Here is a 24,694-nt window from a genome sequence, read left to right as displayed (position 1 = left end):
CCTACCTGCGGCGGCGATTACCGGGAGCATCAGACGCCGGCGGGATCACGCAATCCAGCCTTGCATAACCCGTAAACTTTGGAAATTTCCTACGTGCAGCCCGTCTAATGCGTGAGTCGTTCACACCGATTTGGCACCGTTGGCACCGCAGAGGACGCGGCGAGGAGGAAGCAAGTGAAGATCAGGCGGACGACGGCGGCGCTGCTCTTGGTTGCTGCGCTGGCCGGGTGCAGCCCCCGGGCTGAGGGTTCTCTTACCAACATTCCTGCGGAGACACATTTTGTCCCTGCCGGCGCAGAGTCAGGCTTTGTGATCACCGGGAAGCTCATGCTCCATCCGCATCATGAACTCGTGGGGGGCGGGCTGGCTTCCTTCATGGTGAATGTGGAATCTGTGTCCGGGAAGAATCTGCGAAACTTACGGACGGTGATCTTCTATCCGGAGGAGATCACCCGAATCGGCCAGGATGTCGACCCCTACCTGGTCTCGCCGCGCAGCTATGATCTGACGCCGGAGCAGCCGTCCTTTGGTCTCGGACAGACCTTTGCGTTCCCAGACTGGGGCCAGGTGGACGAAGTGCGGCAGCTCGCCGTAAGGCCGCTGCGCGTGCGTCTGGTGTGGGACGGCGGCGAGCGTTTCCTGGAGGTTCCGGCGGAAGCCATCAGCGTGACGCAGGCGGACGAGCCCCGCCGACTGCCCAACGACCCAGCCCTGTTTGCTTTCCCCACCCATCCGGCCTTCGCGGATCACCTGCCGTACTCGGAAGGCCGCTACCTGTCGCGGGCCGGCGGCGTAACCGCGGCCGAACTGCTGGAGTGGTACCGGGCGGAAATGCGGGCGCAGGGATGGGAATCCCTGCCCGCTCCCGACGGGGCTCTGCTTTTCCGGAAAGGGGACGTGTTCGTCAGTCTCTCTGCGACTCACGAACCAGGCGGGATGACCACCATGTGGTCGCACATGCGCGGGACCGCCGAGGTATCGGAGGAGGCTGCAATCCGAATCGCCAGGGCCCGGTACCCGGAGAGTCGCGAGAACCAGTGGGTCGCGACGTACCATGGCGATGGCCCCGGCTCCGGCGCCGGCGGAATCGGAGCGGAATCTCCCATGTGGGAGGTGAAGGCGCTGCGGGGCGGCGAGGTGTGGGTCACCGTCTGGGTGGATGCCGTACCCGCGGAAATACGATCTCTTGACCTGCCGCGGCCGGAATGATGCTGCCTGTCCGGAACGGCCCAAAGACATGCGCATAACGCCAGAAAACGCACTGCCCCGCCGAAATGGCGGGGCAGCCCTGTGCCTCTGGCATTACAACTTCGCCTTGTTCCCCTCCCAGTACTTCAGGAGCGGGTAGGAGTTGATGGCGTTCCAGTTGCGGTCGTAGATCGTGAAGTGCAGGTGGTCGATGAACTTGCCGTAGGTGCCCTCCGGGCCCTCGCCGGTGGAGCCCACGTAGCCCAGCAGCTGGCCCTTCTTCACGTGCTTCCCCTCGTAGAGGCCCGGCGCGTAGCCGCTCAGGTGGGCGTAGTAGAACTTGTAGCCGGGGTGGTCGTCCAGCTCGATGGTGAGGCGGTATCCGCCCAGGGTGTTCCAGCCGTAGCGGATGATGGTTCCCGAGGCCACCGCGACGATGGGGGTGCCGTACGGCGCCGGGATGTCGGTGCCGTCGTGGCCGAAGGTCACGCCGTCCCAGTAGCGGGAGGCGCCCATGGTGTCGGAGTAGGCGTAATAGGTCGCCCCCTCCGGGAACGGGAAGACGTAGGTGGGATCGGCGAAGGGGGAGTCGGGCCGGGGGTTCGGGTTGATGCCCGCCTCGGACTTCGGGGACTGGTAGCCGTTCTGGACGGTGAGAGTGGAGTTGCTGTAGGAGACCTCGGCGCCGAGGCGCACCGCGAGCCACCAGGCAGGCACCATCGCCTGGCCGTTCTTGATGTAGGGCTTGACCGGGCTCCACACGGGGCGGTCGTTCTGGAAGGCCACGTGGGTCCCGATCCACATGGTCAGCCAGTAGCCGGGCTTGGAGACGGTGATCATCTTGCTCTTGCTGTCGTAGCTCACCTTGTAGCCGAGGCTCTCGGCGTAGGGGCGCACCGCCGTCATGAGCTGGCCGCTGACCATCTCGGCCTGCGCGCCGGCCACCACGGCGCCGTTGCTGATCACCTTATAGTCTGCGGCGCCGGCAGGCGCCGGGACTGTGCCCAGAAGCGCTGCGAGCGCCAGAGCCGCCAGGATCCGCCGTTTCCAGGAAGGTTGCATCGTCCATCCGCCTCCATCTGCTTCGGTATCGGGTGCAGGACAGGGCTGTGCCAGATGCAGGGATTGCCTGTCAGCCCCACCCATAATCTCCTTCATGTGTTAACTATGATGGACAATGTCTTCAATCGCCGCGGCCCGGTCTCCTGCCGCCTCCAGCGATTCCCAGAAACCAAAGCGCCCACCGCCCCGCCGGAAGCGGCGGAGGCGATGGGCGCAATAAGTGATGCCCGTTACCGGTTCTGTCCCAGATACTCCTCGTAGGTCAGGCCCGATTCGTACACGGCCTGCGCCAGGTCCTTGCCCAGATAGCGCACGTGCCAGGGCTCGTACATGTAGCCGGTGATGTGCTCCTTGCCCTCGGGATACCGGATGATGAAACCGAACTTGTGGGCGTTGGCGGCCAGCCACTCCGCCTCGGGGGTGCCGGCGAAGCAGTCGTCCGCCGCGCACTCGCCGGTGCTGCCCGAGATGTCCATGGCCAGCCCGGTCTGGTGCTCGCTCTGGCCCGGCCTGGCGCTGTACCGCTGCGCCAGCTCCAGGCCGTCGGTGCTCACGTAGGAGGTGAAGAGCAGCTCCTGGTACTCGTACGAGCGGTACCCGGAGACGCCGGCCAGGTAGATGCCGTCTTCCTCGGCCGCGGCGAACATCTCCTCCAGGGCGGCCGCGGCCTCGGCCCGCATCAGGCGCCGCTCGTGCCATTCGTCGAAGATGAACCGCACATTGGGCTCCACCAGATCCGGCGGCACGTAGTCGGCCGACAGCGCGTTCTGCTTGTTGACAAGCACGTCGATGGCGTCGGGGTTCGTGACCAGCCTCACCCCGCCCTCGCCCTCCTCGGCCGGCTCCGCCGGCTCGGGTTCCTCGGCGACGGGCTCTCGATCCGGTTCAGCCTCCTGCTCCGGCTCGTTGTCCACAGGGGCCGGCGTCTCCACGGCCGGGTCGTCTCCGGGTGAGGGCGCCTGCGTCCCGGGGGTGCAGCCGACGACGAGCGCGGCAGCGGCCAGGGCCAGCAGGGTCAGGCGGACTTGCTTCGTAGAGAGGGACATCTGCTCACCTTCCTGCCAGGAATTCATTGATTCGCGACATACACAGGTTAGACGCCGGGCCCTCCCAGGCGGTTCCACCAAAAAAGGGCGGCTGCAGCCGCCCGGTCAGACTGTGGACACCGCCGCTTCCGCCCGCTTCCAGGCCAGCCGGATCAGGCGGTCGGGTTCGGTCTCGTCGTCCGGGTATACCGCCACGCCAGTGGTGAACGGCACCTTGAGAAGCGCCTCCAGCCGCCGGCCCACCGCGGCGCCGCCGGCGGCGCCGGTTTCGGGCAGCACCACCGCCGCCAGATGGGGCGCGATGCGCACGATCTGGTCTGACTCCCGCAAAGTGCGGGCGGCCGACTGGATCAGGCCGGGCACCCGGTGCTCCGGCACGCTGCCGGACAGACGAAGGATCAGGAGCGTCACAGGGAAGCCGCCCAGGTCGGCCCGCCTGAACTCCCGCTGCAGGTACTCGGAGAGGCTCCAGCCGTGCGATTCCGAACCGGCGCCGGCCTCCCGGGCCTCCGCCAGGCTCTCGTGGAGCCGGCGCAGGAGCACCTGGGAGCAGAAGGGCTTGTTGACCACCGTGCTCACCCCGGTCGCGACCAGCTCGATCAGCCGCGGAATGGGAGGAGCCGGGGCCACCACCACGACCGGCGTCTGCACCCACGCCGGGTCGCTGCGCATCTGGCGGATCAGGTCATCGACCGTGCCGTCGGCAAACTCCAGCTCCGTAAGCACGGCGCAGATGCTGCGCGGAGCCGCGGTGGTCAGCAGGTGCGCGGCCTCGTTCAGACTCGCCGCCTGCACCACCTCGTAGCCCACCGCCTCCAGCACACTGACGATGCGCTGCCTCTCCAGGAGCGATGGGTTCACCACCAGTACTCGCCCGGCTTGCCGCATGGCATCATCTCCCGCCATCGCTTCATCCGTCACTGTATATTTCGGCATCTTTTGAACCTACTCCTGCCACCAGACGGGCGGATCAGGAAGCAATCACCACTCTCGGCCAGGAATCGTCATAAAGTTACACATACCCAGGCCCAAAGGAGGATTCCATGCCCCCCATTATCTGGTGGATCATCGGAGTCGGCTTCGTCGCGCCCGCCGTGACCCTCCTGGGTCTGTTCCTGTTTCACCGGCGGAACCAGGGCAATCCGGGCCGGGCCATGGGCGGCCTCTGGGCGGTGCTGATGGCGCTGCTCCTGGGCCTTCTCGGGCTGGGGCTCATGAGCGCGAAGTGAGGAGGGGGTCCTGCCCCCTCCTCCGACTCTGCCCCATCTGTGCGGTCTGCATCATCTGTGCGGGCTGCATCAGCCCAGCTGGGCCTGCGGTCCGGGCACCCGCTCCTCCCCCGCCCGGCGGGTGATGCGCTGCTCATCGAACCACTCCAGCAGGGGCAGCGCGTACTTGCGCGAGGTGCCCAGGAGGTCCCGGAACTCGGCCACCGTCAGCTTCCCGTGCTGCTTCAGGTGCTCGCGGATGCGCCGCACGGCTTCCTCCAGGGCGGCGGCCGCGATGATGAGGTCGTCGCCCACGCGCACGGCCTCGCCCTGTTCCAGCAGGTAGATGATGACCTCCTCCGTATCGCGGCCCGGCACCTGCTGCTTCAGCTCCGCCACCGTCGGCGGGCTGTAACCCGCCGCGGCGATGGCGCTGCGCAGCCGCTGGGCCAGCTTCGCCTGTCCGTCGTTCAGGGTGGGGCTGTGCCCCGGAAGGGCCACCCGGTCCCGCTCCACGCGCAGTTCATCCGCCGCCTCGGCGGCGCTCAGCAGCGCTGCGAACTCCTTGCCGCCGAGCCCGAGCCTGCGGCGAAGCTCCTCCTTGCCCAGGCCGGACCGGAGCGGGTGCCGGCTGTAGAAGGCCTCCAGCTCGCCGCGCACGGCCTGGCAGAACTGGCCGAAACCCCGGCGGTGGATCCAGAGCCCGCCTTCCAGCTCCCGCACGTCTGCGCCCAGGCCGGGGAGTTCGGCGCGCAGCGTCTCCGCCGGCACGCCGGTGCGCCGGGCCAGTTCGCCCAGGCCCAGGGGGGTCATGCCGGACTGCACCAGGGTCTCGGCGATGACGCCGCCCGTGCCGCCCGACTCCTTCACCTCCAGCTCGGCGATGGCCGCCGCGGCCTGAGAGCGCCGGTAGCGGGCGTGCGGCTCAATGACCATGCCGCCGCCCATCGTGTGCACGGGCGAATAGGAGCGGATGATGTACCGGTCGCCCCGGCCCACCACCACCGGCTCCTCGAGCCGCAGCTGCACGAAGGCGGAGCTGCCGGGCTCCAGCCTGTCCCCCTTCAGCAGGAGCACGCGCGCGAGCACCTCGCTGGTGCCGGTGTGCAGGTGAACGCGCTCGCCATGCTTCAGCTCCTTCGGCCACGACTCCAGAAGGTGGAGCCGGCCGGCAAAGCTGGTCGTGGGGCGCAGGGCCCCCGGGGCGCACAGCACGTGGCCCCGCCTCACATCGGACCGTTCGATGCCCGACAGGTTCACGGCCACCCGCTGCCCCGCATGGACCTGCTCCACCGGCTCGCCGTGCACCTGCAGGCCCCGCACCCGCACTTCCAGCCCCTGGGGCAGGAGCTCCAGCCGGTCGCCCTGCCGCATGATGCCGCCCACCAGGGTGCCCGTGACCACCGTCCCGAACCCGGGGCGCACAAAGGCGCGGTCGATGGGCAGCCGGGCAAATGCGGTGGTGTCCTTCGGCTCCGTCTCCTCCAGCAGCGCGTCCACGGCCCGCAGAAGGGCGTCGAGCCCCTCCCCCGTGACCGCGGAGACCGGCAGGCACGGGGCGCCCTCCAGGAAGGTGCCGGCGACGGCCTCCTCGACGTCGGCCTGCACCAGCTCCAGCATCTCCGCGTCCACCAGGTCGATCTTGGTGATCGCGACGACGCCCTTCTTGATCTCCAGCAGCCGCAGGATGTCCAGGTGCTCGCGGGTCTGGGGCATCACCCCTTCGTCCGCCGCCACCACCAGGATGACGGCGTCGATGCCGGTGATGCCCGCCAGCATGTTCCGCACGAACCGTTCGTGGCCGGGAACGTCGATGACCGCGGCGCGGCGGCCGCTGGGCAGGGGGAACCGGGCGAAGCCGATATCGATGGAGATGCCCCGCTCCCGCTCCTCGGGGAAGCGGTCGGTCTCCACGCCGGTCAGGGCCCGGATCAGGGCGCTTTTGCCATGGTCCACGTGTCCGGCCGTTCCAATGATGTAGTGCTTCACGGCGCCCTCCTTCCCGCCGGCCCGCCCCGCCGGGCCGGCCCCGTTACTTGCTCAAGGTCGCCCGCTCCTGCGCGGCCACTTCCTCCAGGTACCGCTCGCAATCCAGCGCGGCCATGCAGCCGGAGCCGGCGGCCGTGATCGCCTGGCGGTAGCGGGAATCCTGCACGTCGCCGCAGGCGAACACCCCCGGAACGCTGGTCTGGGCGGTGCCGGGAACGGTCTTCACGTAGCCGACCTCGTCCATGTCCAGCTGGCCCCGCAGGAAGTCGGTGTTGGGCTTGTGGCCGATGGCGACGAACATGCCGTCGGCCTCCAGGATCTTCTCCTCGCCGGTGTCCTTGTCGCGCACCTTCAGGGCCTTGAAGCCCTTCTCATCCGCGATGACCTCGACGGGAACGGCATTGAGCACCCAGCTAATCTTCGGGTTCGCCCGGGCCCGGTCCTGCATGATCTTGGAGGCCCTCAGCTCATTGCGCCGGTGGACCACGGTGACGTCGGCGAATTTGGTGAGGAAGTTGGCCTCTTCCATGGCGGAGTCGCCGCCGCCGATCACCAGCACCTTCTTGCCGCGGTAGAAGAAGCCGTCGCAGGTGGCGCAGTAGGAAACGCCGCGGCCGATGTTCGCATCCTCGCCCGGGATGCCCAGGTGCTTGGCCGAAGCACCGGTGGCGACAATCAAGGCCTCCGCCTCGATCACGTCGGTCTCATCCACGGTGATCTTGAAGGGGCGCTGGGAGAGGTCGACTGCGGTCACGTAGCCCCTGCGGAACTCCGCGCCGAACCGCTCCGCCTGGCGGCGCATGTTGTCCATGAGCTCCGGCCCCATCACGCCGTCGGGGAAACCGGGGAAGTTCTCCACGTCCGTGGTGGTGGTGAGCTGTCCACCCGGCTCGTTGCCCTCGATCACGAGCGGCTGAAGGCTGGCCCGTGCGGTGTAGATCGCCGCAGTGAGGCCGGCAGGTCCGGTGCCAAGAATCACGACTTTACGCACAGCTGCTTCCCCCTAATTCCAGAAAGAGTTTGGACGAGACCGGCCGCCGTTCCCGTCCATTCTATCAGTTAAGACGATGTTCGGGTATCGGATGGATATGCCCCCTGGGGTATGCCGGGGCAAGTTTGCGCCCGGGCGCGCCGAAGGCGCGGACCGGTGGGTCCACGCCTTCGGCTTGAAACCTGGAGAACCAGCTCCAGGCGCAGGCACCCGCAACGGACGTACCGGGCGCCCGGCCGTCCGAACGGCATTGGCGGAGCGCCGCCGGAACCCCCTGCGGCCCGATAGGGCGTATCCGCCGCCTTTGCGGGGAGGTCGGCCCCACCTGCGTTGGTCGGGCTGCGATCCTCACGGGCTATGATGTCCGGGCCCGGCCCGGGTTATGCGCGCGTGTCCGTTTTGGGACAACCTGGCCACGTCTCCATGCCGTTCGGTCAGCGGTCTGATAGTATAATAGGGATGAATAGAAATAGCTAAGAAGGAGTAGTCATGACAGCACAGATCCGATTCGGCGTCTGGTGGCGCATGCTGCGCCCCTTCACCTTGGTGGCCAGCGTGGCCCCGGTGCTGGGCGGCACCGCGCTGGCGTACGCGCATGGCGGCTTTCACGCCGGCCGCTTCCTGGCCTTCCTGCTGGCGGCGGTGCTGATTCAGTCCGCCACCAATATGTTTAATGAGTACTTTGATTATGTGCGTGGGCTGGACACCCGCGATCACGTGGGCATCGCGGGCACGATCGTCCGCGACGGCGTCTCGCCCCGGCTCGTCATCGCGCTGGCCTGGATCTTCCTGGCGACGGCAGTGGCGCTGGGGCTCTACATCGCGGCCACCAGCTCCTGGTGGGTCTTCGCCGTGGGCCTGCTCTGCCTGGGCGTCGCCTACATCTATTCCGGCGGCCCGGTGCCGCTCTCTTCCACCCCCTTCGGTGAGCTCGCGGCCGGCTTCACCATGGGCCCGGTCATGATCCTGCTGGTCTACTACACGCAGACCCTGCGGCTGACCGCTTCCGCCCTGTGGGTGGCGGTGCCCATCGGCCTCCTGATCGGCGCGATCCTACTGGCCAACAACATCCGCGACATCGAGGCCGACCGGGCCGGCGGCCGCCACACCCTGCCCATCATGCTCGGGCGGCAGGCCGCGGTGGGCGTCCTCGCCGGCAGCTTCGTCCTGGCCTACGGCATCACCCTGGGCCTGGTGGCGGCCGGGCGGCTCACCCCGTGGGCCCTGCTGATCCTCCTGTCGCTGCCCCGGGCCTGGCGGCCGGTGCGGCTCTTCCTCAGGGAGCGGGAGCAGGTCCGGCTGCACCCGGCCGTGAAGGGCGTGGCGCAGCTGCTGGCGGGCTTCGGCGGGCTGCTTGCGCTGGGGCTGCTGCTCTCGGTCTGGGTATGACCGTCCAGTTCGTACTTCTTTGCTGACGGATCGGCGCCGGGGCTTTTCCCGGCGCCGATTACGATTTCCCCGTCAGTCCTCGATCTCCTGAGCCGCCTCGTCATCCGCGGGCGGCTCGACCCATGTAATCGACCGTGCGACGGCCTCGAAGACCGGCCGGTAGTCGTCAAACGTCCACACCGGCGCCGTACCGTGCAGCACGTAGGCGACCTCCTCGCGCACCAGGACAACCCGGTAGACCCGCGCCTCGCCCTTCAGGCCGGTGAAGCGGTCGACCAGCCAGCGGCCCTCGGCACCCGAGATGGTGATGTCGCCGCTCTCCAGCGTCTCCGTATCCGGATAGCGGTTGCGCACCTCCTCAGCCAGGGCCTCGGCGTACCTGTCCGGCGTGAGGTCCTCAAACTGGTCGTCGGCGGTGACCAGGATGTTCTCCCGGAAGAAGTCCTCCTCCCCCCGCTGCGGGCTGATCATCGCCACCACGGCGTCCTCCAGCGGGTAGACCGCCCACCCCTCGGGCACGCCGAGCGTGAGGCCGGTCGCGGGGTGGCTGTAGATCAGCGTCAGCAGGGGCTCCTCATCGTCGGATTCGCCGTCTTCGGAACCGGGCGGCTCGCTCTCGGCCCCGGCCTGGTCGGCCCTGGCCGGGTCAGTGCCTGCGGACGGCGCCTGCGACCGGGGCCCGCCGCAGCCCGCTACGGCGATGAGCAGGAGGGCGAGCAGGGGCGCGAGGAGCCGCAGCCTCCGGCGCATGGGAACCCTCCCTTCCTTCGGACTGCAGCAGACTCCTACTCTTGTTCTCCCCGTCCCGGCGGCACTCCTTCACACATAGACATTCTCGCAGCAGTCCACAGACGACAGTCGACATTTTTCCTGTCAGAGTATTGATTATTCTGAAACATTGCTGTACAACTTCCCTACATCAAGCCGAAAGGGAGGGTTCGACATGCGTACACGTCGAGGTCTGGGTTTCCTGGTGCTTCTGCTCTTCCTGTTCAGCCTGGTGGGGACCAGCTTTGCGGCGTCGGAGGAGTTCGAGCGGGGCAACCGGCTGGATGGCCCGATGGGACAAGCCTTTCGGAAGGCGGCGGAGGCCTACGGGGTGCCGGTGGAGCTCCTGGTGGCGCTCGCCTACGCCGAGACGCGCCTGGATGACCACGACGGCGTGCCCAGCGTGGCCGGGGGCTACGGCGTGATGCACCTGGTCTCCAACCCAGAGGTAACCACGCTGGAGAAGGCCGCTGGCCTCACGGGGCTCGACCCCGGGCAGCTGAAGACCGACACTGCGGCCAACATCATGGGCGGCGCGGCCCTGCTCGCCAGCTATGCGGCCGACCTGGGGCATGCCGTGAAGGCCATGGAACCCGGCGACTGGTTCGAGGCGGTGGCCCGGTACAGCCAGCTCGAAGGGGCGGCGGCCCGGGACTACGCCCTCCAGGTGTATGAGTTCCTGAACCGGGGGATCGACGTGGAGGTGGACGGCGAGGAGATCCGCATCGAGCCGCAGGCCGTGGAGCCCGACCTGGGCGAGTACGCGAACCTGGTCACCATCCAGTCGCAGGACTACGGTCCCGCCGCCTGGGTGCCGGCCCACTCCTCCAACTACACCGCTTCCAACCGGCCCAGCAGCTACCCCATCCGCTACATCGTCATCCACGTGACCCAGGGCTCCTACGCCGGGGCCATCAGCTGGTTCCAGAACCCCAGCTCCAACGTGAGCGCCCACTACGTCATCCGCTCCAGCGACGGGGCGATCACGCAGATGGTGCGTGAAAAGGACATCGCGTGGCACGCCGGCAACTGGACGTACAACACGCAGTCCATCGGCATCGAACACGAGGGCTGGGTGTCCAACTGCACCTGGTTCACCGACGCCATGTACCGCGCCAGCGCGGCGCTCGCCCGCAACATCGCCCTGAAGTACGGCATCCCGATGAACCGCAACCACATCATCGGCCACAACGAGGTGCCGGGGGCCACCCACACCGACCCGGGCAGCTGCTGGGACTGGAACTACTACATGAGCCTGGTCACCCAGTCCTCCGGCTCCTGGTCCGCCATCGTGGACAACACCACCAGCGGCCGCTTCCGGGCCAGCAGCAACTGGGGCACCTCCTCCTGGTCCAGCCAGCGCTACGGCAGCAACTACCGGTTCGCCGACCCGGCGCCGGTCAGCGACGCCGCCTACTACAAGTTCAACATCCCGAGCACCGGCAACTACGACATCTACATGTGGTACCCGACCAACAGCGGCTACAACGACAAGACTCCGGTGGTGATCTGGCAGGCCAACAGCAACAACACGGGCACGACGCCGGTGACGGTGCACGTCAACCAGCGGACCAACGGCGGCAGGTGGGTCCACCTGGGCACGTTCCGGCTGCTGGCCGGCGACCGTGAGATCATCGCCGTTAGCCGATGGACCAACGGCACGGGTTACGTGATCGCCGACGCGTTCCGGGTGGTGCGGAAGTAACTTCTTGTCGGTCCCTAGTGGTACCAAAGGGGAGAAGCGGTGCGTAGAGCCCACCGCTTCTCCCAAAGGCCATATCACATGTCGTTAGCCTTGAGTGGCAACCTGCACTGGTACCTGAATCTTGTTCACGACCGGAGTGTAAATATCTACACTCTGCTCGGGCGTACTGATGGTAACGATCAGGCTGTAACGAGCAAGGCGGTTCCACTTACCAAGGTAAGCTCTTTCCCGCCACCAGCCCACGATTGGGTAGATTGCGATTGCGTTTGAGCTGGCCAACTCTTGCGGGGTACCGATCCAGATATCGGAGTGAATGGACCCGCGGTTACGTTGCTCAGGGCCAATAACCCAGTGACGCGACGCGCTTCTAGAGGGGGGTAATCCATCGTCCTCTTCTCGTGCCGCTCTGTTGATACGGCGTTGAAACTGCAAGAGGTTTTCGGTTGGTGCTTTGATATCGAACCGCAGTCCATGAGATGCATAGCGATACCGATCTTTCCAGCCAACTTGTCCAGGGCTTGGCTCGATGAAGTATGACAGGGTTATCCTCATTCTGACCTCGATTTCCGACGGGAGGGCCTGAAGCACCTCCTTTGGCCAAGGTAGTTCGTAAATATGCATTTCCTTAGTCCTATACCCACCACCTGGCCGTCGGTCAAAGGGTTGAATTTGATTTTGCACGATCATCGTTAACGAATTGGTGGCACTTTGAACTGCTCTCTCCAAGCTAGGTACACCGTAACCACAGATCCGTAATAGCCGACCGTATGAACTTTTCCTTTGGTCACGTAGGAACTGTTCGCGCATCGCGTCAGTCCATTCTGCGGAATGTATCATGAGTGCACGAACAGTCTCAGGCCACGCCTGGGGATATCGGGACTGTATCTGAGCAGCTAACCACGATGCTTCCGCAGTTGCTGCGCTGGTCATCTGGAAATCCCAAAACAAGGCCACATCAGGGCGGTAATTTGTGGATAGCAGTGACAGGTCATCACATCTTGTTGCAAATCCACTACTGTCAATAGCTAGATTGCCGCCCTCCATCACTATATCTGGCTTCACAGGCCATCTATAGTCCCAGTCTATCGATGTAGTGGTAAAAGGCGATACTTGGCCGCGCCGCGCGACGGCGGTGAAGCCTCTTAGTGCTGGCGACCGAATTGCATCCAGTTGCGTGTAGGCCCCCACTGTGACGACATTCCATGCTTGTCCAGGATCGTGGATGGAATCGGTCAGGTTCGCGTCAGGATAAGTGTTGGCTACCAATTGGTCATCTCGGGCGTTGCCTGCAGCTACGATAATTAACCTTGAGCGAATCCCTTCCTCGTGGTCGCCGACAGCTAGTTGGTCCAGTGCACCTGACCAGGAACTTGGACGTCCCCGGTCCCTGGTGTCGTCAGCCGATACCGCCATGCACACTACTCTGTTTCGATATGGCGCTTGAATCTCGACACGGCTGATGGCCTGGGACGTGACATGTCCCCAAAGACTAGGCTTGTTCACCCCCGGCGGTGGCGGAAGTATTTTTACTGACTCCAAGCAATGGCTGAGTACGACGGGACTCCTATCCTCCAGTTTTTGGCGCAGGTTCCCGTATGCTGCAATACCAGCCATGAGAGTGCCATGACCGTGGTGGTCGTAGGCTCCCCAAGAGGGATCGACAGACATACAGTCTGCATCCTGCATGATTGGCTGAAGAAGAGGATGCCCGGAGTTGACGCCCGTATCCAATATGCACACAGAGGTGGAATCGGCGTCTCGAACTTCAATGCGAGATTGTAGATCTTTCACCCAGTCCGCTTGGTCCTTGTTTTCGAGTTCTAGCCAAAAGGCGGCTGTCTCTTTTGCCAACCGTAACTCCGCTACGTCGTCGGAGAGCCTTATGATGTTTTCGAGATCGTACTTGTTAGCGTGTACGAGAGTTACTGTCCGCTCCGGGAATACCAGGCGTCGATCAGCAGAATCAAGTTGTAGGGTTCTTAACAGTCCTGTAAAGCGATTGACAGCCTCGGCTGTATCACTGCTTAGCCATACTTCACACCACTTCTTTTCCTCCTCCGGGAGCAAAGACGGATCATCTTGCCAAAAGGAGATGAGCACGGCTTTTCGAATGTCCGAAATACTACTGATTAAGTCAGCATACTTGGGCCTGCCACTCCGAGTTGCTTCGCTGGCAAACGCCTCTATCTTGTTTAAGAAAAACCGTCTTTTCTCGTTGTCCACATACACTGTTGCATACGTGACGGTGTCGTTGCCCTCTCTGGCGACCCTAATATTGAGCAACCGCACCTTCTTTGAACGCATGTCTTCTAGACCCTTGGTGATCAGATCATATCCCGGCTCGCCTTTAACCTCTATGTATAAACCAGAGCGCGAAGCCTGAGCAACGGCGTGTTCACGTTCAGCCGCCGCCCAGGCTTCTTCAAATCTACGAGCTAGATAAGCGCTATGATCTTGCGGATTTCTGTTAGGGATTCGAGGCTTAACCGGTCTTGCGGGCGCAGCAAACTCAGTCACAGTCGGAGCGGTAGTAATGAAAAGGTGCGGTAATGCGTCCCGTGCCATTACTCACCATAGCCTCCCCTGTTGCCGAGATATGCTCCGTGACGTTCTCTAAGCATGGTCACCAAGCTCTGCGACTCCACCGTGTGCTTGTCGCTTAGGATAGCCTCTTTGATTGCATCCCTGCAAGCCCGGTCGATCTCAGCATGGCTAAGTCCTGCCGAAACTTCGACAGCCTTGTCAAGATCTAGAGTCTCATCATAATACGTTCCTAGGACGTTTAACATCAACCGGCTACGTTCCTTCTCACTCGGTAGGCCATAGTAAAGCACGTCGTCAAACCGCCGAAACAGGGCGGCATCCAGCAGCTGCGGAGTATTCGTAGCAGCGACAATCAGATTGTCCGAGACGTCGTTCTCAATGAACTGTAAGAAAGCCGCAACTACACGGCGCATCTCGCCCACATCGTTGTCCAGAGTTCTGTCTCCGCCAATGGCATCGAACTCGTCAAACAGATACACCCCTGGCACTTCGCGTACGCGGTCAAAAATCTGCCTCAGTTTTGCACTGGTCTCTCCCATGAACTTCGTGATCAAACGGTCCATTTGAATTGTGTGCAGGGGCTGTCTGAGCTCCCACGCAAGTACCTTGGCAGTCATCGTCTTACCAGTCCCTGGTGCGCCCGCAAGCAGTATCTTGCGCCTATGACTGAGACCATGACTCTTCAGTTTGGTCCTCTGGTAATACTCAAGAATGATGCGTTGTATGCGGTCCTTTGTTGCATCATCCAAGACGAGGGCATGGAAGGGCACGTCAGGATGTTCAGTGATCACCAGCCCGCTAAGATCGGCCGGAAGTTTGATCACAACCGGAGTCCTTGCCTTGTCCACAAGTCGGCGGATTTCGTGAGCTAGCTGAGTATGGCCCTGCCGAGCCTCGTGAGCGGCCACTTGAAGAGCAGTAGTAATAAACAAGTCACGATCATCCTCAAGATGAGAGCGAATCAAGGCCTTAATCTGCTCAGCAGTTGCCATCCCAGCATCACTCCCCCCGTCTTACAGTAATTATAACCAAGTTCAACCTGGACTGTGCTCACTCCTTCGTTGGAAGACAGCCATGCACAACTTCCTCACATGATATGATGTGTCAACCGAAAGTCTCGTGTGACGGGGCGGCCTTCGGCCGCCCTTCCACCTCTCTCCCCCAGACCGGAGAACACCAGCCAGAAAGACCAATTCATGAGCTCTGCTCACTTCCCAAACCTGGCGATGATGGCCTCGTGTGCCCGCATCTCCAGGTCGTCGTTCAGGGCTCCGATCTTCACCTGGCCGCCGTAGCGCCGGTCCAGGGCCCGCTGGATCAGCCAGTCGGCCAGGTGGGGGTTCTTGGGCAGGATGGAGCCGTGGAGGTAGGTGCCCACGGTGCTCTTGTACACGACCCCTTCCGTCCTGTCCGCCCCGTTGTTGCCGTACCCCTTCAGCACCCGCCCCAGAGGGCGGAGTCCCTTGCCCAGGTAGGTGCGCCCGGAGTGGTTCTCAAACCCGACGATGGTGCGCGTGCCCTCGAACAGATCGCTCTCGATGACACAGTTGCCGATCATGCGCTCCCGGCCGGCTTCGGTCCAGAGGTCAAGGATGCCGCTGAAGCGGATCAGCTCGCCCGTGTGGGTCTTGAAGTACTTGCCCAGCATCTGGTACCCGCCGCAGACCGCCAGCACCGCCAGGCCGTCCTCGATGGCCTCGGCCAGCGGCCGCGCCTTCACCCGCACGAAGTCCTCGGCAACGAGGGCCTGCTCCCGGTCCTGCCCGCCGCCGATCACCAGCAGGTCGAACCGGGCGAAGTCGGCCGACTCGCCCATCCGCACCTGGGTGACCTCCGGGTCCAGGCCGTGCCAGCGGGAGCGCTGGGTGAGAACGATGATGTTGCCCCGGTCGCCGTAGAGGTTCATATACTCCGGATAGAGCCAGCCGATGTGAATGCGGGGGCGCTCCACGCCTACACCTCCCAGTACTTCTTCGTGTGCCCCTTCCGGGCGATGAGGTCGCGGATCTGCAGCATCGCGGTATAGGTGGGCAGGATGTAGAGCAGGTCGCCGGACTGAATATAGCGAAGCCCCTGCTTCACGGCCGCTCCGGGGTCCTTCTCAATCGACAGCTTGGCGACGTCGATGCCGGCGTACTTCAGCCGCACCGCCATGTCCTCCGCCCGCCGCCCGGTGCAGATGATGAAGTTGATCTCATCCTGGTGGCCGGCCAGCGCCTCGAAGTCCACGTCCCACAGCCAGGAGACGTCGGTGCCGTCGGCATACCGGTCGTTGATGGCGATTACCAGGTTCTTGCGGGACTCGGCCTGCATCACCGTCTGGATCACCGAGTCGAAGCCGGCGGGGTTCTTGACCAGGGCCATGAAGACCTGCCGGTCGTCGATGGTGATCCTCTCCATCCGGCCGAACTGGCTGGTGGTGGCCTCGAGCCCCTGCCGGATGGCCGGCAGCGGAAGTCCGAGCGCCACCGCGCCAGCCGCCGCCGCCAGCGCGTTGTATACATTGTAAAGGCCCGGAATCTGGAGCCGCACCTCGCAGGCGCCTTCGAGAGAGACCAGGCGGAAGGAGGATCCCCGGGCGTCCACGTCCCACAGCCGGTCTATGTACACCTGGGGCTTCGGCCGGCGGTGGCCGCAGTTGGGGCAACGGTACTGGCCCAGGTGGGCGTAGTAGAGCGCCGCGTACTCATAGGGATGGCCGCACTGGACGCAGTGGCGGGCGTCCGCAGCCTGCGACGCCGACCCGCTCCCGGCGCCTTCCACCTCCAGGCCGTAGTAGAGCGGCTCGGCGCCCGGGCGCGTTCCCAGGCGGGCGCAGTTGGGGTCGTCCGCGTTCAGCACCGCCCGGCCGCCCGGGGCCAGGTGGGCGAGACCGCGGGCGACCAGGTCCACGGTGTGTTCGAGTTCGCCGAACCGGTCCAGCTGGTCACGGAAGAAGTTGGTCACCACTGCGACCTTCGGCCGCACCTCCTGGCAGGCCCGGGGCATGGTGGCCTCGTCGATCTCCAGGAGCCCCACGGACTGGTCGATGCGCCCCTTCCAGTCTGCCGCCTGGATGAGGGCGGTGGTCAGGCCGGCGATGAGGTTGGCCCCGGCCCGGTTGTGGGCGACGCCCCAGCCCGCCGCCTCGCAGATGGAGGAGAGCATTTTGGCCGTGGTGGTCTTGCCGTTGGTGCCGGTCACCGCCACCACGCCTTCCCTGGGCTGCGCGGCGAGGGTGCGCAGCAGGTCGGGTGCCACCTTCCGGGCCACCGCGCCGGGCAACGTCGTTCCGCCGCGGCCCGCCATGCGGGTCGCGGTCACCAGGCCCTTGCCCATCCAGACTGCCATTCGTGATCGCAGGTTCATCGCGCTCCCTCAACTTTCCCGGGAGTGGGTGCCCTTCCCCCTCACCTTGGTTTATGTTAAGTTCTTTCATGGAGCCTACGTGCGGTTTCTGGCCAAGATGGCGACAAACCTAGATTATATTCCCCGCGTTCAGCCTGTTTCCTTCGCAGGAGGGAGTCGTTCACAGTGATGCCAGGTCGGTCCCGCTACGGCGCACTCATACTGGCTGTGCTTCTCATCACCGGCTGCGCACGGTCCGGCCCGGCGGATGCGGTGCGGGAATACGGCATCGATCCGGCGGCACCGGTGGCCGCCGGACACGCTGCGCTGCCGCTGCCCGGTGAACCGACGCCGCTGGGCAGCCGTTCTCTGTCTGGACTTTATGCGAGCCCGCCTGCGGCTGACACCCTGGAGGCGCTGTCCACCGCCCCCGTTTCTCCCGACGGGCTCTTCCGCGCCGTCCTGCGGGACGGCGAGATCTGGGTTACACGCATCGACGGGGCCTGGCTGTGGCAGGTCACGTTGCCGCCTGCAACGCCTGCGCCCCCGGAAGGCGGCGCGGACGGCGGCGCGCAAGGTACCGCTCAGCCGGATCTAGACGGGAACCCTGCCGGGCAGGGAGCGGCGACCCCGCCGGGGGCCGACCCGGCGGGCGCGTCCACCGCGGCGGATTCGCCGGCGAACCCGCCCGAGTCCCCGGCGATCGAGGTGGAGCCGGTGGCGCCGCTCACCTGGACGCCGCGGTCCACCCTGCTGCTGCGCGACACGGCGTCGCGGTGGCTGGAGGCCGATCCGGCCACGGCAGCGGTGACGCCCCTAGGCCCCTTCCTCACCGGGGCCACCCACCTCATCCCCTCGCCGGACGGAAGCCAGGTGCTCTTCTACAAGGGGAACCAGCTCTACACCGCCCGGTGGGACGGGAGCGATCCCCAGCCCATCGGTGAGAACCTGGTGGGCCACTGGGACAGCGCCGGCCAGCTGGTGGTGAGGGAGCGCCCCGCCGACACCGAGAACCCGGATTAGACAGGAGGACCGCTTCACAGATGCACCGCGGTTTGCTCGTTCAACAGAAGTATCTCGGGAAAACCGGGCTCATCGCCCTGATCACGGTGCTGAACATGACGGCGCCGCTCTCCACCGACATGTATCTGCCGTCGTTCCCCACCATGATGCTGGAGTTCGGTGTGCCGGCCAGCGTGCTCAACCTCACACTGGTCGGCTTCTTCCTCTTCTTTGCCGTGGGAATGCTGCTCTTCGGCCCCTTCAGTGACCGCTACGGGCGCAAGCCGGTGCTGGTGGCGGGCCTCAGCCTCTACGTGGCCGCCTCGCTCGCCTGCGCGGCCGCCGGGAGCATCTGGCAGCTCATCCTCTTCCGCATCATCCAGGCGCTGGGTGCGGGCTGCATGGTCTCGGTCTCCACGGCGCTGGTCAAGGACTGCTTCGACGGCCGGCTGCGGGGCACCATTCTGGCCACGATTCAGTCGATGAGCGTCATCGGCCCCATGCTGGCCCCCATCATCGGCGCCTTCATCGTGCAGTACGCCTCCTGGCGGACCACTTTCCTGGTGCTGGCGGGCATCTCGCTGTGCTCCCTGACCGCGGCGCTGCTGCTGGAGGAGCCCCTGGGGCCGGAATCCCGCCTCCGGGGCCCGGTCCTGGGCAGCCTGGGCCGCCTGTTCGTGGTCGCCCGGAACCCGTCGTTCACCAGCCTCCTCTTCACCGTGGCCCTCATCCCCACCGGGTTCATGGCCTACATCGCCGTCAGTTCTTACATCTACGTCGGTTTCTTCGGCCTGTCGGAGACTGCGTACAGCCTCTTCTTCGCCACCAACGCAGCGGTCTCCGTGCTCGGCCCCCTCACCTACATCGCGCTCAACAACAGGAAGGTGCCTGCCCGCACCATCATCACGGCCGCCCTCAGCCTCGCCTTCTGCGGCGGGCTGGCCGTGCTCTTCGTCGGCCGGGTGGCGCCGCTGGCCTTCCTGCTGGCGTTCCTGCCCTACTCCTTCAGCTCCAGCCTCCTGCGGCCCGTCTCCACCGACGCGCTGCTCAGCCAGCAGGACACCGACACCGGCTCCGCCTCGGCGCTGATCAATTTCGGGAACACTGCGATGGGATCACTCGGCATGATGGTGGCGTCGCTGCCCTGGCCAAACTTCGTCACCGGCCTCGGCGCCATCGCCGCCGGGTGCGCCCTGCTGGCCCTGCTGGGCTGGGCGTGGCTGCTCCTCTCGGCCATCCCGCTGCGCGGCATCAAGCAGGGCCTCGCTGCCGGAGACTGATGTTGAACGAAAGGAGTCGTGCCCATGTCTGAGCTGAAGCAGAGTTCCTGTGACGTCCTGGAAGCGATCGCCCGTCGGCACAGCGTGCGGGAGTTCCGGCCCGAGCCGGTCTCCAACGAGACCCTGCTGGCGCTCCTGGAGGCCGCGCACCAGGCGCCCAGTGCCATGAACCATCAGCCCTGGGAGTTCGTGCTGGTGCGCCGCCCGGAGACCAAGGCCGCCCTGGCCCGGGCCACCTCAGGCCGCAACGCCCAGGTGGTGCAGACGGCTGGCGCGTCGGTGGTCTGCCTGGCGTCGCTCAGGCAGGCGGATGCCCTGGCGGACCGGGTCGAGGCGCAGCTCAGGGCCGGGCAGGCGCCGCCCGAGCGGGAGGCCCTGGTGAAGCGGCTGCGGGAGGACGAGACCTACCGGCAGATGCTGGTGCTGCCGAACACGTACATCGCCGTGGCCAACCTGCTGCTGGCCGCCACCAAGTTCGGGCTGGCCACCCTCTGGATGACCGGCTTCGACGGCGAGCAGGTGAAGGCGGCCGTCGGCGCGCCGGCGGCGGACTACCTCTTCGCCGGGGTCGTGGCCGTGGGCCATCCGGCGGAGGGCTGGCAGCAGCCTGCGCGGAACCGGCGGCCGCTGGAGGAGATCTACTCGTTCGAGCGGTTCGGGGAGAAGTAGATGTAGGCGGTGAGCGGTGCGGCGTGGGTCGCGCGCCGTGGGCGTAGACGGTGCGGCGTGGTGGGTGCGCCGTGCTCGGTGAGCGCTGCGGCGTGGGCCACGCGCCGTGGGTCGCGCGCCGTGGGCGTAGACGGTGCGGCGTGGTGGATGCGCCGTGCTCGGTGAGCGCTGCGGCGTGGGCGGTGCGCCGTGGTCGGTGAGCAGTGGGGTGTGGGCGATGCGCACTGGAGGGTGCGCCGCGAGCAGTGAACCGAAAGTGGTGCAGAGCGCAGCGAGGACCTGGAGGGCCTGATCGGGCTTCCAGGTCACGCTTGTCTTTCGAGGAGAGGCATCGGTCCGAGATTTGTCGGACCCACGCTGGGCCGGGCCTTTGCTCAGGTCTCGGATGGACGCTGCACGCGCCCGGCACCCGACTTCTTCATGCTTCAACCGCCGGGGCACCGAATCGCGCAGCTGGCCAAGTGCGGCGATTTTCAACTTCACCCACGAGCGAAGTGGAAATCGGCCGCAGTTCGAACCCCGCGCCCGATGCTTCATGCTTCAACCACCCCGTGCAGCGTCGTGCAGCCGGCCAAACGCGGCGATCTTCAACTTCGCCCACGAGCGAAGTGGAAATCGGCCGCAGTTCGAACCCCGCGCCCGATGCTTCATGCTTCAACCACCCCGTGCAGCGTCGGGCAGCCGACCAAGTGCGGCGATTTTCGACTTCACCCACGAGCCAAGTGGAAATCGGCCGCAGGTCGAACCCGGTACCAGACTCCTTCATGCTTCAACCGCCCGGTGCAGCATCGCGCAACCCGGCAAGTGCGGCGAGTTTCAACTTCGCCCACGAGCCAAGTGGAAATCGGCCGCAGTTCGAACCCCGCGCCCATGCTTCATGCTTCAACCACCCCGTGCAGCGTCGTGCAGCCGGCCAAACGCGGCGATTCTCGACTTCGCCCACGAGCCAAGTGGAAATCGGCCGCAGTTCGAACCCGCCACCCGCTGCGCCGGGTCAGGAGACAAGGAAAAGCCTGCCCAGGCAGCCGCCGTTTCCGGCCGACCTGGGCAGGCCTCTTGCGCGGCAACTCAGTGCAGCACCTTGGAGAGGAACTCCCGAGTGCGCTGGTGGCGGGGCTCGCCGAAGATCTGCTCCGGGGGGCCCTCCTCCACGATCAGGCCACCGTCCATGAAGATCACCCGGTCCCCCACCTCCCGGGCGAAGCCCATCTCGTGGGTCACCACCACCATGGTCATGCCGTCGTTGGCCAGGTCCTGCATCACCTGCAGCACCTCGCCCACAAGCTCCGGGTCCAGGGCTGAGGTGGGCTCGTCGAACAGCATGACGTCGGGCTCCATGGCCAGGGCCCGGGCGATGGCCACCCGCTGCTGCTGGCCGCCGGAGAGGAAGTTGGGGTACTGGCCGGCCTTGTCGGCCAGGCCGACCCGGCGGAGCAGCCGGAGGCCGAGCTGCTCGGCCTCGGCCCTGGGCATCTTGCGCACCTGGACCGGGGCCTCGATCACGTTCTCCAGGGCCGTCATGTGCGGGAACAGGTTGAAGCGCTGGAAGACCATGCCCATGCGGGCCCGCTGCGCGTCCAGGACCTTCTCGGGCAGGGGGACGAGCCGGCCATCGACCAGCCGCTGCCCCACCTCCTCCCCCTGGAAGAGCACCCGACCGGCGGTGGGCTGCTCCAGGAAGTTGATGCAGCGCAGCAGGGTGGACTTGCCCGAGCCGGAAGGGCCGATCACGACCACCACCTCACCCCTGTGGACGGTCAGGTCAATGCCCTTCAGGACCTCCAACTTGCCGAAGCTCTTCTTCAGCCCCTCGATGACGATGATCGGCTCGGCCATGCTATCCCCTCGCCTCCAGCTTCTTCTCCATGCGGCTGGCCAGGGCGCTCAGACTCATGGTGACCACCATGTAGAACGCCGCCGTCCAGATGTAGGTCTGCCACGCCAGGTTCGTGCGCGAGACGAACTGGTTGGAGTACTTCATCAGCTCCAGGATGGAGATGGTCGAGGCCAGCGAGGTGTCCTTCGTCAGCGCCGACAGCTCGTTGACCATGGGTGGCAGCAGGCGCCGGTAGGTCTGGGGCAGGATCACCCGGCGCATCGCCAGGCCGTAGGACATGCCCAGCGACCGCGCGGCCTCCATCTGGCCCCGGTCGATGGACTGGATGGCCGCACGGACGATCTCGGCGATGTAGGCCCCCGCGTTCAGGCTGTAGCCCAGCACCGCCGCCTGGAACGCCGGGATCTTGATGCCCACCTGCGGCAGGGCGTTGTAGATGGTGAGAAGCTGGAGCAGGAGCGGCGTCCCGCGGAACAGGTTCACGTAGGCCGCCGCGGGCGCGCTGAGCAAGGGGTTACGGGAGATCCGCGCGAGCGCCGCCAGCAGCCCGAGGAGGGTGCCGAAAATGGCGCTGATGACCGTGAGCTTGAGCGTGACGCCCAGGCCCTCGAAGAGCACGGGCAGGATGTTAATCGTGTGGTTAATAAACTTGGCCAACCGGAATCACCCACTTTCCAAGACTGCGGCGGGCGTAGCAGGCGCTGCCGCCTGATCCCCCATCGAGGGCTACTGGCCGGCCGCGTCGCCGAACCACTTCACCTTCAGCTCGTGGAGGGTCCCTTCAGCCTCCAGCTCATCCACGGCCTTCTGAATGGCGTCCCGGAGCTCGGTCTCGCCCTTGCGCAGCGCGATGCCGATGGGGTCGGGATCCATCTCCGCCATGCCGGTCACCTTGTACAGCTCGGGATCGAGCTGCGCGTAGTAGCCGGCCACCGGGGCGTCGATGGCGACCACGTCGGCCCGCTCATTGGCCACCTCGCGGAAGGCGTCGGTGGCGTAGGGAAAAGACCGCAGCTCCACGGGCTGGATACCGGCGTTCTCCATGAGGTCCTCGATGTAGAACTGGGCGGTGGTCTCCTCCTGGACGACGACGACCTTGCCGTGCAGATCGGCATCGGTCTTCACCTCGACGCCCGGGCGGGAGGCGTAGGCGATGCCCATCGTCAGGTACTGGACGAAGTCCATCTCCTTCTGCCGCTTTTCGGTGATGGTCATCGAGGACATGATGGCGTCGTAGTGCCCGCCAAGCAGACCGACCTGGATGCCGGCCCAGTCGATGATGGTAAACTCGGCCTTCACGCCCAGCTTCTCGGCAACGGCGTTGGCCAGGTCGATGTCAAAGCCGATCGGGGTCTTGCCGTCCTCATCGACGAACTCCATCGGCGGGTAGGAGGCGTCGATGCCCACCCGCAGCACGCCCTCGGCCTTGATGCGCTCCAGCGAGTTGGCCGGCCCCTTGGCATCGCTGTCGGCGGGCTCCTGAGTCCCACTGCCGGCCGGCTGCTGCGTCGCAGCGCCGCTGCCGCTCTGCTGGCTCGTACCCGACTGCTGCTGGCCCCCACACGCAGCCAGTGCGACCGAAGCCAGGAGCAGGATAACCAGGAGCAAAGCGGAACTCTTTCTCATCACCGTTGAACCCTCCACTCTTTTTCTTTTCTCTACCGCGATGAAGAATCGCAGTATATGATTTAACCCAATTTCGCCGCAAATCGCCCATCACCTGCTGGCGAATATACAAAATTGAAAGGAGTTGGCGCAATGGGCACGCCTGACACGCCAGAGACCGCACCGGAACCGGAAAACACTACGCAACGCCCCGGTCTGGCGATGCCTCTGCTGCGCGGCCTGGGCCTCCTCGTGCTGATGGCCGCCATCAGCCTGGGCACCGCTTTTCTCATCGTAGAGCTGCGCATGAATGCGCTCACTACCGCCGCGACCAGCGCCGCGGACGACCTGAATGCGCTCCGGGAGACGACCCTCGACGAGGTCGCCGCACTGCGGACCGAGCTGCAGAACGCCACGGCCGCGCTCCAGGCTGAGGTGCAGCGGCAGCGCGATGAACTCCAGGCCGAGATGAAGCGGGTTCAGGAGGCCGCGGTGGCGGCCGGCGTGCTGCTGGAGCAGGAGGGCGACGTGACCAGCCTGGAAGCCCGCCTGGCGGAGATCGAGACGCTGAAGCTAGACCTGCGCGCCGCCCGCGAGGAGATGGAGGCCAAGCTGCAGGCCCTGGAGGAGTCGGTGAAGGACCAGCTGGCCTCCTCGGAGGAGGAGACGGCCGCCGCGCTGTCGCTGGAGATGACGGTGAAGGGCCTCCTGATCAAGGCCCAGGGCGAGGTGCTGCTCGCCCAGGTCTACTGGGCCGAGGGCAACCGCGGGCTCGCCCGGGATGAGCTGGCCATCGCCCACCAGACGCTGCTGGACGCGCTGGAGGCCGCGCCGGCCTCGGACAAGCCGGACCTGCAGAAGCTGGTGGAGCTCTCGGAGGCCACCAAGGCGGCGCTGATCCTGGATGCCACGTCGTCGCGCGATCAACTGAACCTGCTGTGGCATGAGGTAAGCGCGCGGCTGAGCCGTTGATCTGGGCTGTGGGCGGTGGGTTTTCGCAGCGGGCAGTGGGATGTGAGCTGAGAGGGGCAGTGGCATGTGAGCTGTGAGAGGGGCAGCGGGTTGCTGGTGGTGATTGGTGTCC

At 65.4% G+C, this 24,694-nt stretch carries 21 protein-coding genes; 8 read left to right on the top strand and 13 right to left on the bottom strand.

The window, feature by feature from the left end:
- Positions 1 to 426: 426 nt before the first annotated feature.
- Complete coding sequence (locus ACZ45O_RS01740) at positions 427 to 1,209, top strand: hypothetical protein (RefSeq protein ID WP_464855250.1); 783 nt, start codon at positions 427 to 429, stop codon at positions 1,207 to 1,209.
- A gap of 93 nt (positions 1,210 to 1,302) precedes the next feature.
- On the opposite strand, the gene ACZ45O_RS01735 is transcribed toward ACZ45O_RS01740, so the two are convergent.
- The 3 genes from ACZ45O_RS01735 to ACZ45O_RS01725 all read right to left on the bottom strand — a co-directional run bounded on the left by ACZ45O_RS01735 (position 1,303) and on the right by ACZ45O_RS01725 (position 4,232).
- The gene (locus tag ACZ45O_RS01735; RefSeq protein WP_464855249.1) at positions 1,303 to 2,250 is read right to left on the bottom strand and encodes a stalk domain-containing protein; all 948 of its coding nucleotides are present in this window, start codon (positions 2,248 to 2,250) and stop codon (positions 1,303 to 1,305) included.
- 230 nt (positions 2,251 to 2,480) lie between these two features.
- Positions 2,481 to 3,296 (bottom strand): M15 family metallopeptidase, encoded by an 816-nt coding sequence (locus ACZ45O_RS01730; RefSeq protein WP_464855248.1) that lies wholly within the window; start codon positions 3,294 to 3,296, stop codon positions 2,481 to 2,483.
- Between the two features lie 105 nt (positions 3,297 to 3,401).
- The gene (locus ACZ45O_RS01725; RefSeq protein ID WP_464855247.1) at positions 3,402 to 4,232 is read right to left on the bottom strand and encodes a hypothetical protein; all 831 of its coding nucleotides are present in this window, start codon (positions 4,230 to 4,232) and stop codon (positions 3,402 to 3,404) included.
- Between the two features lie 107 nt (positions 4,233 to 4,339).
- Between ACZ45O_RS01725 and ACZ45O_RS01720 the strand changes: the two genes are divergently transcribed.
- Positions 4,340 to 4,525 (top strand): hypothetical protein, encoded by a 186-nt coding sequence (locus ACZ45O_RS01720; protein WP_464855246.1) that lies wholly within the window; start codon positions 4,340 to 4,342, stop codon positions 4,523 to 4,525.
- 69 nt (positions 4,526 to 4,594) lie between these two features.
- Here the strand turns inward: ACZ45O_RS01720 and selB are convergent, their stop codons facing one another.
- Positions 4,595 to 6,493 (bottom strand): selenocysteine-specific translation elongation factor, encoded by a 1,899-nt coding sequence (selB, locus tag ACZ45O_RS01715; RefSeq protein WP_464855245.1) that lies wholly within the window; start codon positions 6,491 to 6,493, stop codon positions 4,595 to 4,597.
- 43 nt (positions 6,494 to 6,536) lie between these two features.
- Entirely contained in the window at positions 6,537 to 7,484 is a 948-nt protein-coding gene (gene trxB, locus ACZ45O_RS01710) for a thioredoxin-disulfide reductase (RefSeq protein WP_464855244.1), read from the bottom strand.
- A gap of 489 nt (positions 7,485 to 7,973) precedes the next feature.
- Here trxB and ACZ45O_RS01705 point away from each other — a divergent pair, with 489 nt between their 5' ends.
- The gene (locus ACZ45O_RS01705) at positions 7,974 to 8,873 is read left to right on the top strand and encodes a 1,4-dihydroxy-2-naphthoate polyprenyltransferase (RefSeq protein WP_464855243.1); all 900 of its coding nucleotides are present in this window, start codon (positions 7,974 to 7,976) and stop codon (positions 8,871 to 8,873) included.
- Between the two features lie 72 nt (positions 8,874 to 8,945).
- Here the strand turns inward: ACZ45O_RS01705 and ACZ45O_RS01700 are convergent, their stop codons facing one another.
- Positions 8,946 to 9,623 carry a hypothetical protein gene (locus ACZ45O_RS01700; protein ID WP_464855242.1) on the bottom strand — a complete coding sequence of 226 codons (678 nt, stop codon included), beginning with the start codon at positions 9,621 to 9,623 and terminating at the stop codon, positions 8,946 to 8,948.
- Positions 9,624 to 9,816: 193 nt separating this feature from the next.
- On the opposite strand from ACZ45O_RS01700, the gene ACZ45O_RS01695 reads away from it, so the two are divergent.
- Complete coding sequence (locus tag ACZ45O_RS01695) at positions 9,817 to 11,346, top strand: golvesin C-terminal-like domain-containing protein (RefSeq protein ID WP_464855241.1); 1,530 nt, start codon at positions 9,817 to 9,819, stop codon at positions 11,344 to 11,346.
- Positions 11,347 to 11,430: 84 nt separating this feature from the next.
- Here the strand turns inward: ACZ45O_RS01695 and ACZ45O_RS01690 are convergent, their stop codons facing one another.
- The 4 genes from ACZ45O_RS01690 to ACZ45O_RS01675 form a co-directional block, all read right to left on the bottom strand.
- Positions 11,431 to 13,863: a S8 family peptidase gene (locus ACZ45O_RS01690; RefSeq protein WP_464855240.1), complete on the bottom strand. Its 2,433-nt coding sequence runs from the start codon at positions 13,861 to 13,863 to the stop codon at positions 11,431 to 11,433.
- Positions 13,864 to 13,910: 47 nt separating this feature from the next.
- Complete coding sequence (locus ACZ45O_RS01685; RefSeq protein ID WP_464855239.1) at positions 13,911 to 14,882, bottom strand: AAA family ATPase; 972 nt, start codon at positions 14,880 to 14,882, stop codon at positions 13,911 to 13,913.
- Between the two features lie 215 nt (positions 14,883 to 15,097).
- Entirely contained in the window at positions 15,098 to 15,841 is a 744-nt protein-coding gene (locus ACZ45O_RS01680; protein WP_464855238.1) for a type 1 glutamine amidotransferase, read from the bottom strand.
- A gap of 2 nt (positions 15,842 to 15,843) precedes the next feature.
- On the bottom strand, positions 15,844 to 17,220 hold the full coding sequence (locus tag ACZ45O_RS01675) for a MurT ligase domain-containing protein (protein ID WP_464855237.1): 1,377 nt from the start codon (positions 17,218 to 17,220) through the stop codon (positions 15,844 to 15,846).
- Between the two features lie 186 nt (positions 17,221 to 17,406).
- Between ACZ45O_RS01675 and ACZ45O_RS01670 the strand changes: the two genes are divergently transcribed.
- Genes ACZ45O_RS01670 through ACZ45O_RS01660 form a run of 3 tightly spaced genes read left to right on the top strand, consistent with a single transcriptional unit; the run spans position 17,407 to position 20,168 of the window.
- On the top strand, positions 17,407 to 18,240 hold the full coding sequence (locus ACZ45O_RS01670) for a hypothetical protein (protein WP_464855236.1): 834 nt from the start codon (positions 17,407 to 17,409) through the stop codon (positions 18,238 to 18,240).
- Between the two features lie 20 nt (positions 18,241 to 18,260).
- Complete coding sequence (locus ACZ45O_RS01665; protein WP_464855235.1) at positions 18,261 to 19,499, top strand: MFS transporter; 1,239 nt, start codon at positions 18,261 to 18,263, stop codon at positions 19,497 to 19,499.
- Between the two features lie 24 nt (positions 19,500 to 19,523).
- Positions 19,524 to 20,168 carry a nitroreductase family protein gene (locus ACZ45O_RS01660; RefSeq protein ID WP_464855234.1) on the top strand — a complete coding sequence of 215 codons (645 nt, stop codon included), beginning with the start codon at positions 19,524 to 19,526 and terminating at the stop codon, positions 20,166 to 20,168.
- Positions 20,169 to 21,236: 1,068 nt separating this feature from the next.
- On the opposite strand, the gene ACZ45O_RS01655 is transcribed toward ACZ45O_RS01660, so the two are convergent.
- From ACZ45O_RS01655 to ACZ45O_RS01645, 3 genes are all read right to left on the bottom strand, one after another.
- On the bottom strand, positions 21,237 to 22,004 hold the full coding sequence (locus tag ACZ45O_RS01655) for an amino acid ABC transporter ATP-binding protein (RefSeq protein ID WP_464855233.1): 768 nt from the start codon (positions 22,002 to 22,004) through the stop codon (positions 21,237 to 21,239).
- A gap of 1 nt (position 22,005) precedes the next feature.
- The gene (locus tag ACZ45O_RS01650) at positions 22,006 to 22,662 is read right to left on the bottom strand and encodes an amino acid ABC transporter permease (protein ID WP_464855232.1); all 657 of its coding nucleotides are present in this window, start codon (positions 22,660 to 22,662) and stop codon (positions 22,006 to 22,008) included.
- A 69-nt stretch (positions 22,663 to 22,731) separates the two neighbouring features.
- Positions 22,732 to 23,631 carry an ABC transporter substrate-binding protein gene (locus ACZ45O_RS01645; protein WP_464855231.1) on the bottom strand — a complete coding sequence of 300 codons (900 nt, stop codon included), beginning with the start codon at positions 23,629 to 23,631 and terminating at the stop codon, positions 22,732 to 22,734.
- Positions 23,632 to 23,832: 201 nt separating this feature from the next.
- On the opposite strand from ACZ45O_RS01645, the gene ACZ45O_RS01640 reads away from it, so the two are divergent.
- Entirely contained in the window at positions 23,833 to 24,582 is a 750-nt protein-coding gene (locus ACZ45O_RS01640; RefSeq protein ID WP_464855230.1) for a hypothetical protein, read from the top strand.
- Positions 24,583 to 24,694: the final 112 nt, after the last annotated feature.

It is taken from the genome of Symbiobacterium turbinis (assembly GCF_055383075.1).
Note: the sequence above shows the minus strand (reverse complement) of the source record. Positions and strands in the feature narration are given on the sequence as shown.

Coding starts and splice junctions, on each gene's coding strand:
- ACZ45O_RS01725 (WP_464855247.1), bottom strand. CDS start 4,232: ATGCCGAAATATACAGTGACGGATGAAGCGATGGCGGGAGATGATGCC.
- ACZ45O_RS01685 (WP_464855239.1), bottom strand. CDS start 14,882: ATGGCAACTGCTGAGCAGATTAAGGCCTTGATTCGCTCTCATCTTGAG.
- ACZ45O_RS01675 (WP_464855237.1), bottom strand. CDS start 17,220: ATGGCAGTCTGGATGGGCAAGGGCCTGGTGACCGCGACCCGCATGGCG.
- ACZ45O_RS01720 (WP_464855246.1), top strand. CDS start 4,340: ATGCCCCCCATTATCTGGTGGATCATCGGAGTCGGCTTCGTCGCGCCC.
- ACZ45O_RS01640 (WP_464855230.1), top strand. CDS start 23,833: ATGCCTCTGCTGCGCGGCCTGGGCCTCCTCGTGCTGATGGCCGCCATC.
- ACZ45O_RS01705 (WP_464855243.1), top strand. CDS start 7,974: ATGACAGCACAGATCCGATTCGGCGTCTGGTGGCGCATGCTGCGCCCC.
- ACZ45O_RS01660 (WP_464855234.1), top strand. CDS start 19,524: ATGTCTGAGCTGAAGCAGAGTTCCTGTGACGTCCTGGAAGCGATCGCC.
- ACZ45O_RS01655 (WP_464855233.1), bottom strand. CDS start 22,004: ATGGCCGAGCCGATCATCGTCATCGAGGGGCTGAAGAAGAGCTTCGGC.
- ACZ45O_RS01670 (WP_464855236.1), top strand. CDS start 17,407: ATGCCAGGTCGGTCCCGCTACGGCGCACTCATACTGGCTGTGCTTCTC.
- ACZ45O_RS01735 (WP_464855249.1), bottom strand. CDS start 2,250: ATGCAACCTTCCTGGAAACGGCGGATCCTGGCGGCTCTGGCGCTCGCA.
- ACZ45O_RS01645 (WP_464855231.1), bottom strand. CDS start 23,631: ATGAGAAAGAGTTCCGCTTTGCTCCTGGTTATCCTGCTCCTGGCTTCG.
- ACZ45O_RS01665 (WP_464855235.1), top strand. CDS start 18,261: ATGCACCGCGGTTTGCTCGTTCAACAGAAGTATCTCGGGAAAACCGGG.
- ACZ45O_RS01695 (WP_464855241.1), top strand. CDS start 9,817: ATGCGTACACGTCGAGGTCTGGGTTTCCTGGTGCTTCTGCTCTTCCTG.
- ACZ45O_RS01730 (WP_464855248.1), bottom strand. CDS start 3,296: ATGTCCCTCTCTACGAAGCAAGTCCGCCTGACCCTGCTGGCCCTGGCC.
- ACZ45O_RS01700 (WP_464855242.1), bottom strand. CDS start 9,623: ATGCGCCGGAGGCTGCGGCTCCTCGCGCCCCTGCTCGCCCTCCTGCTC.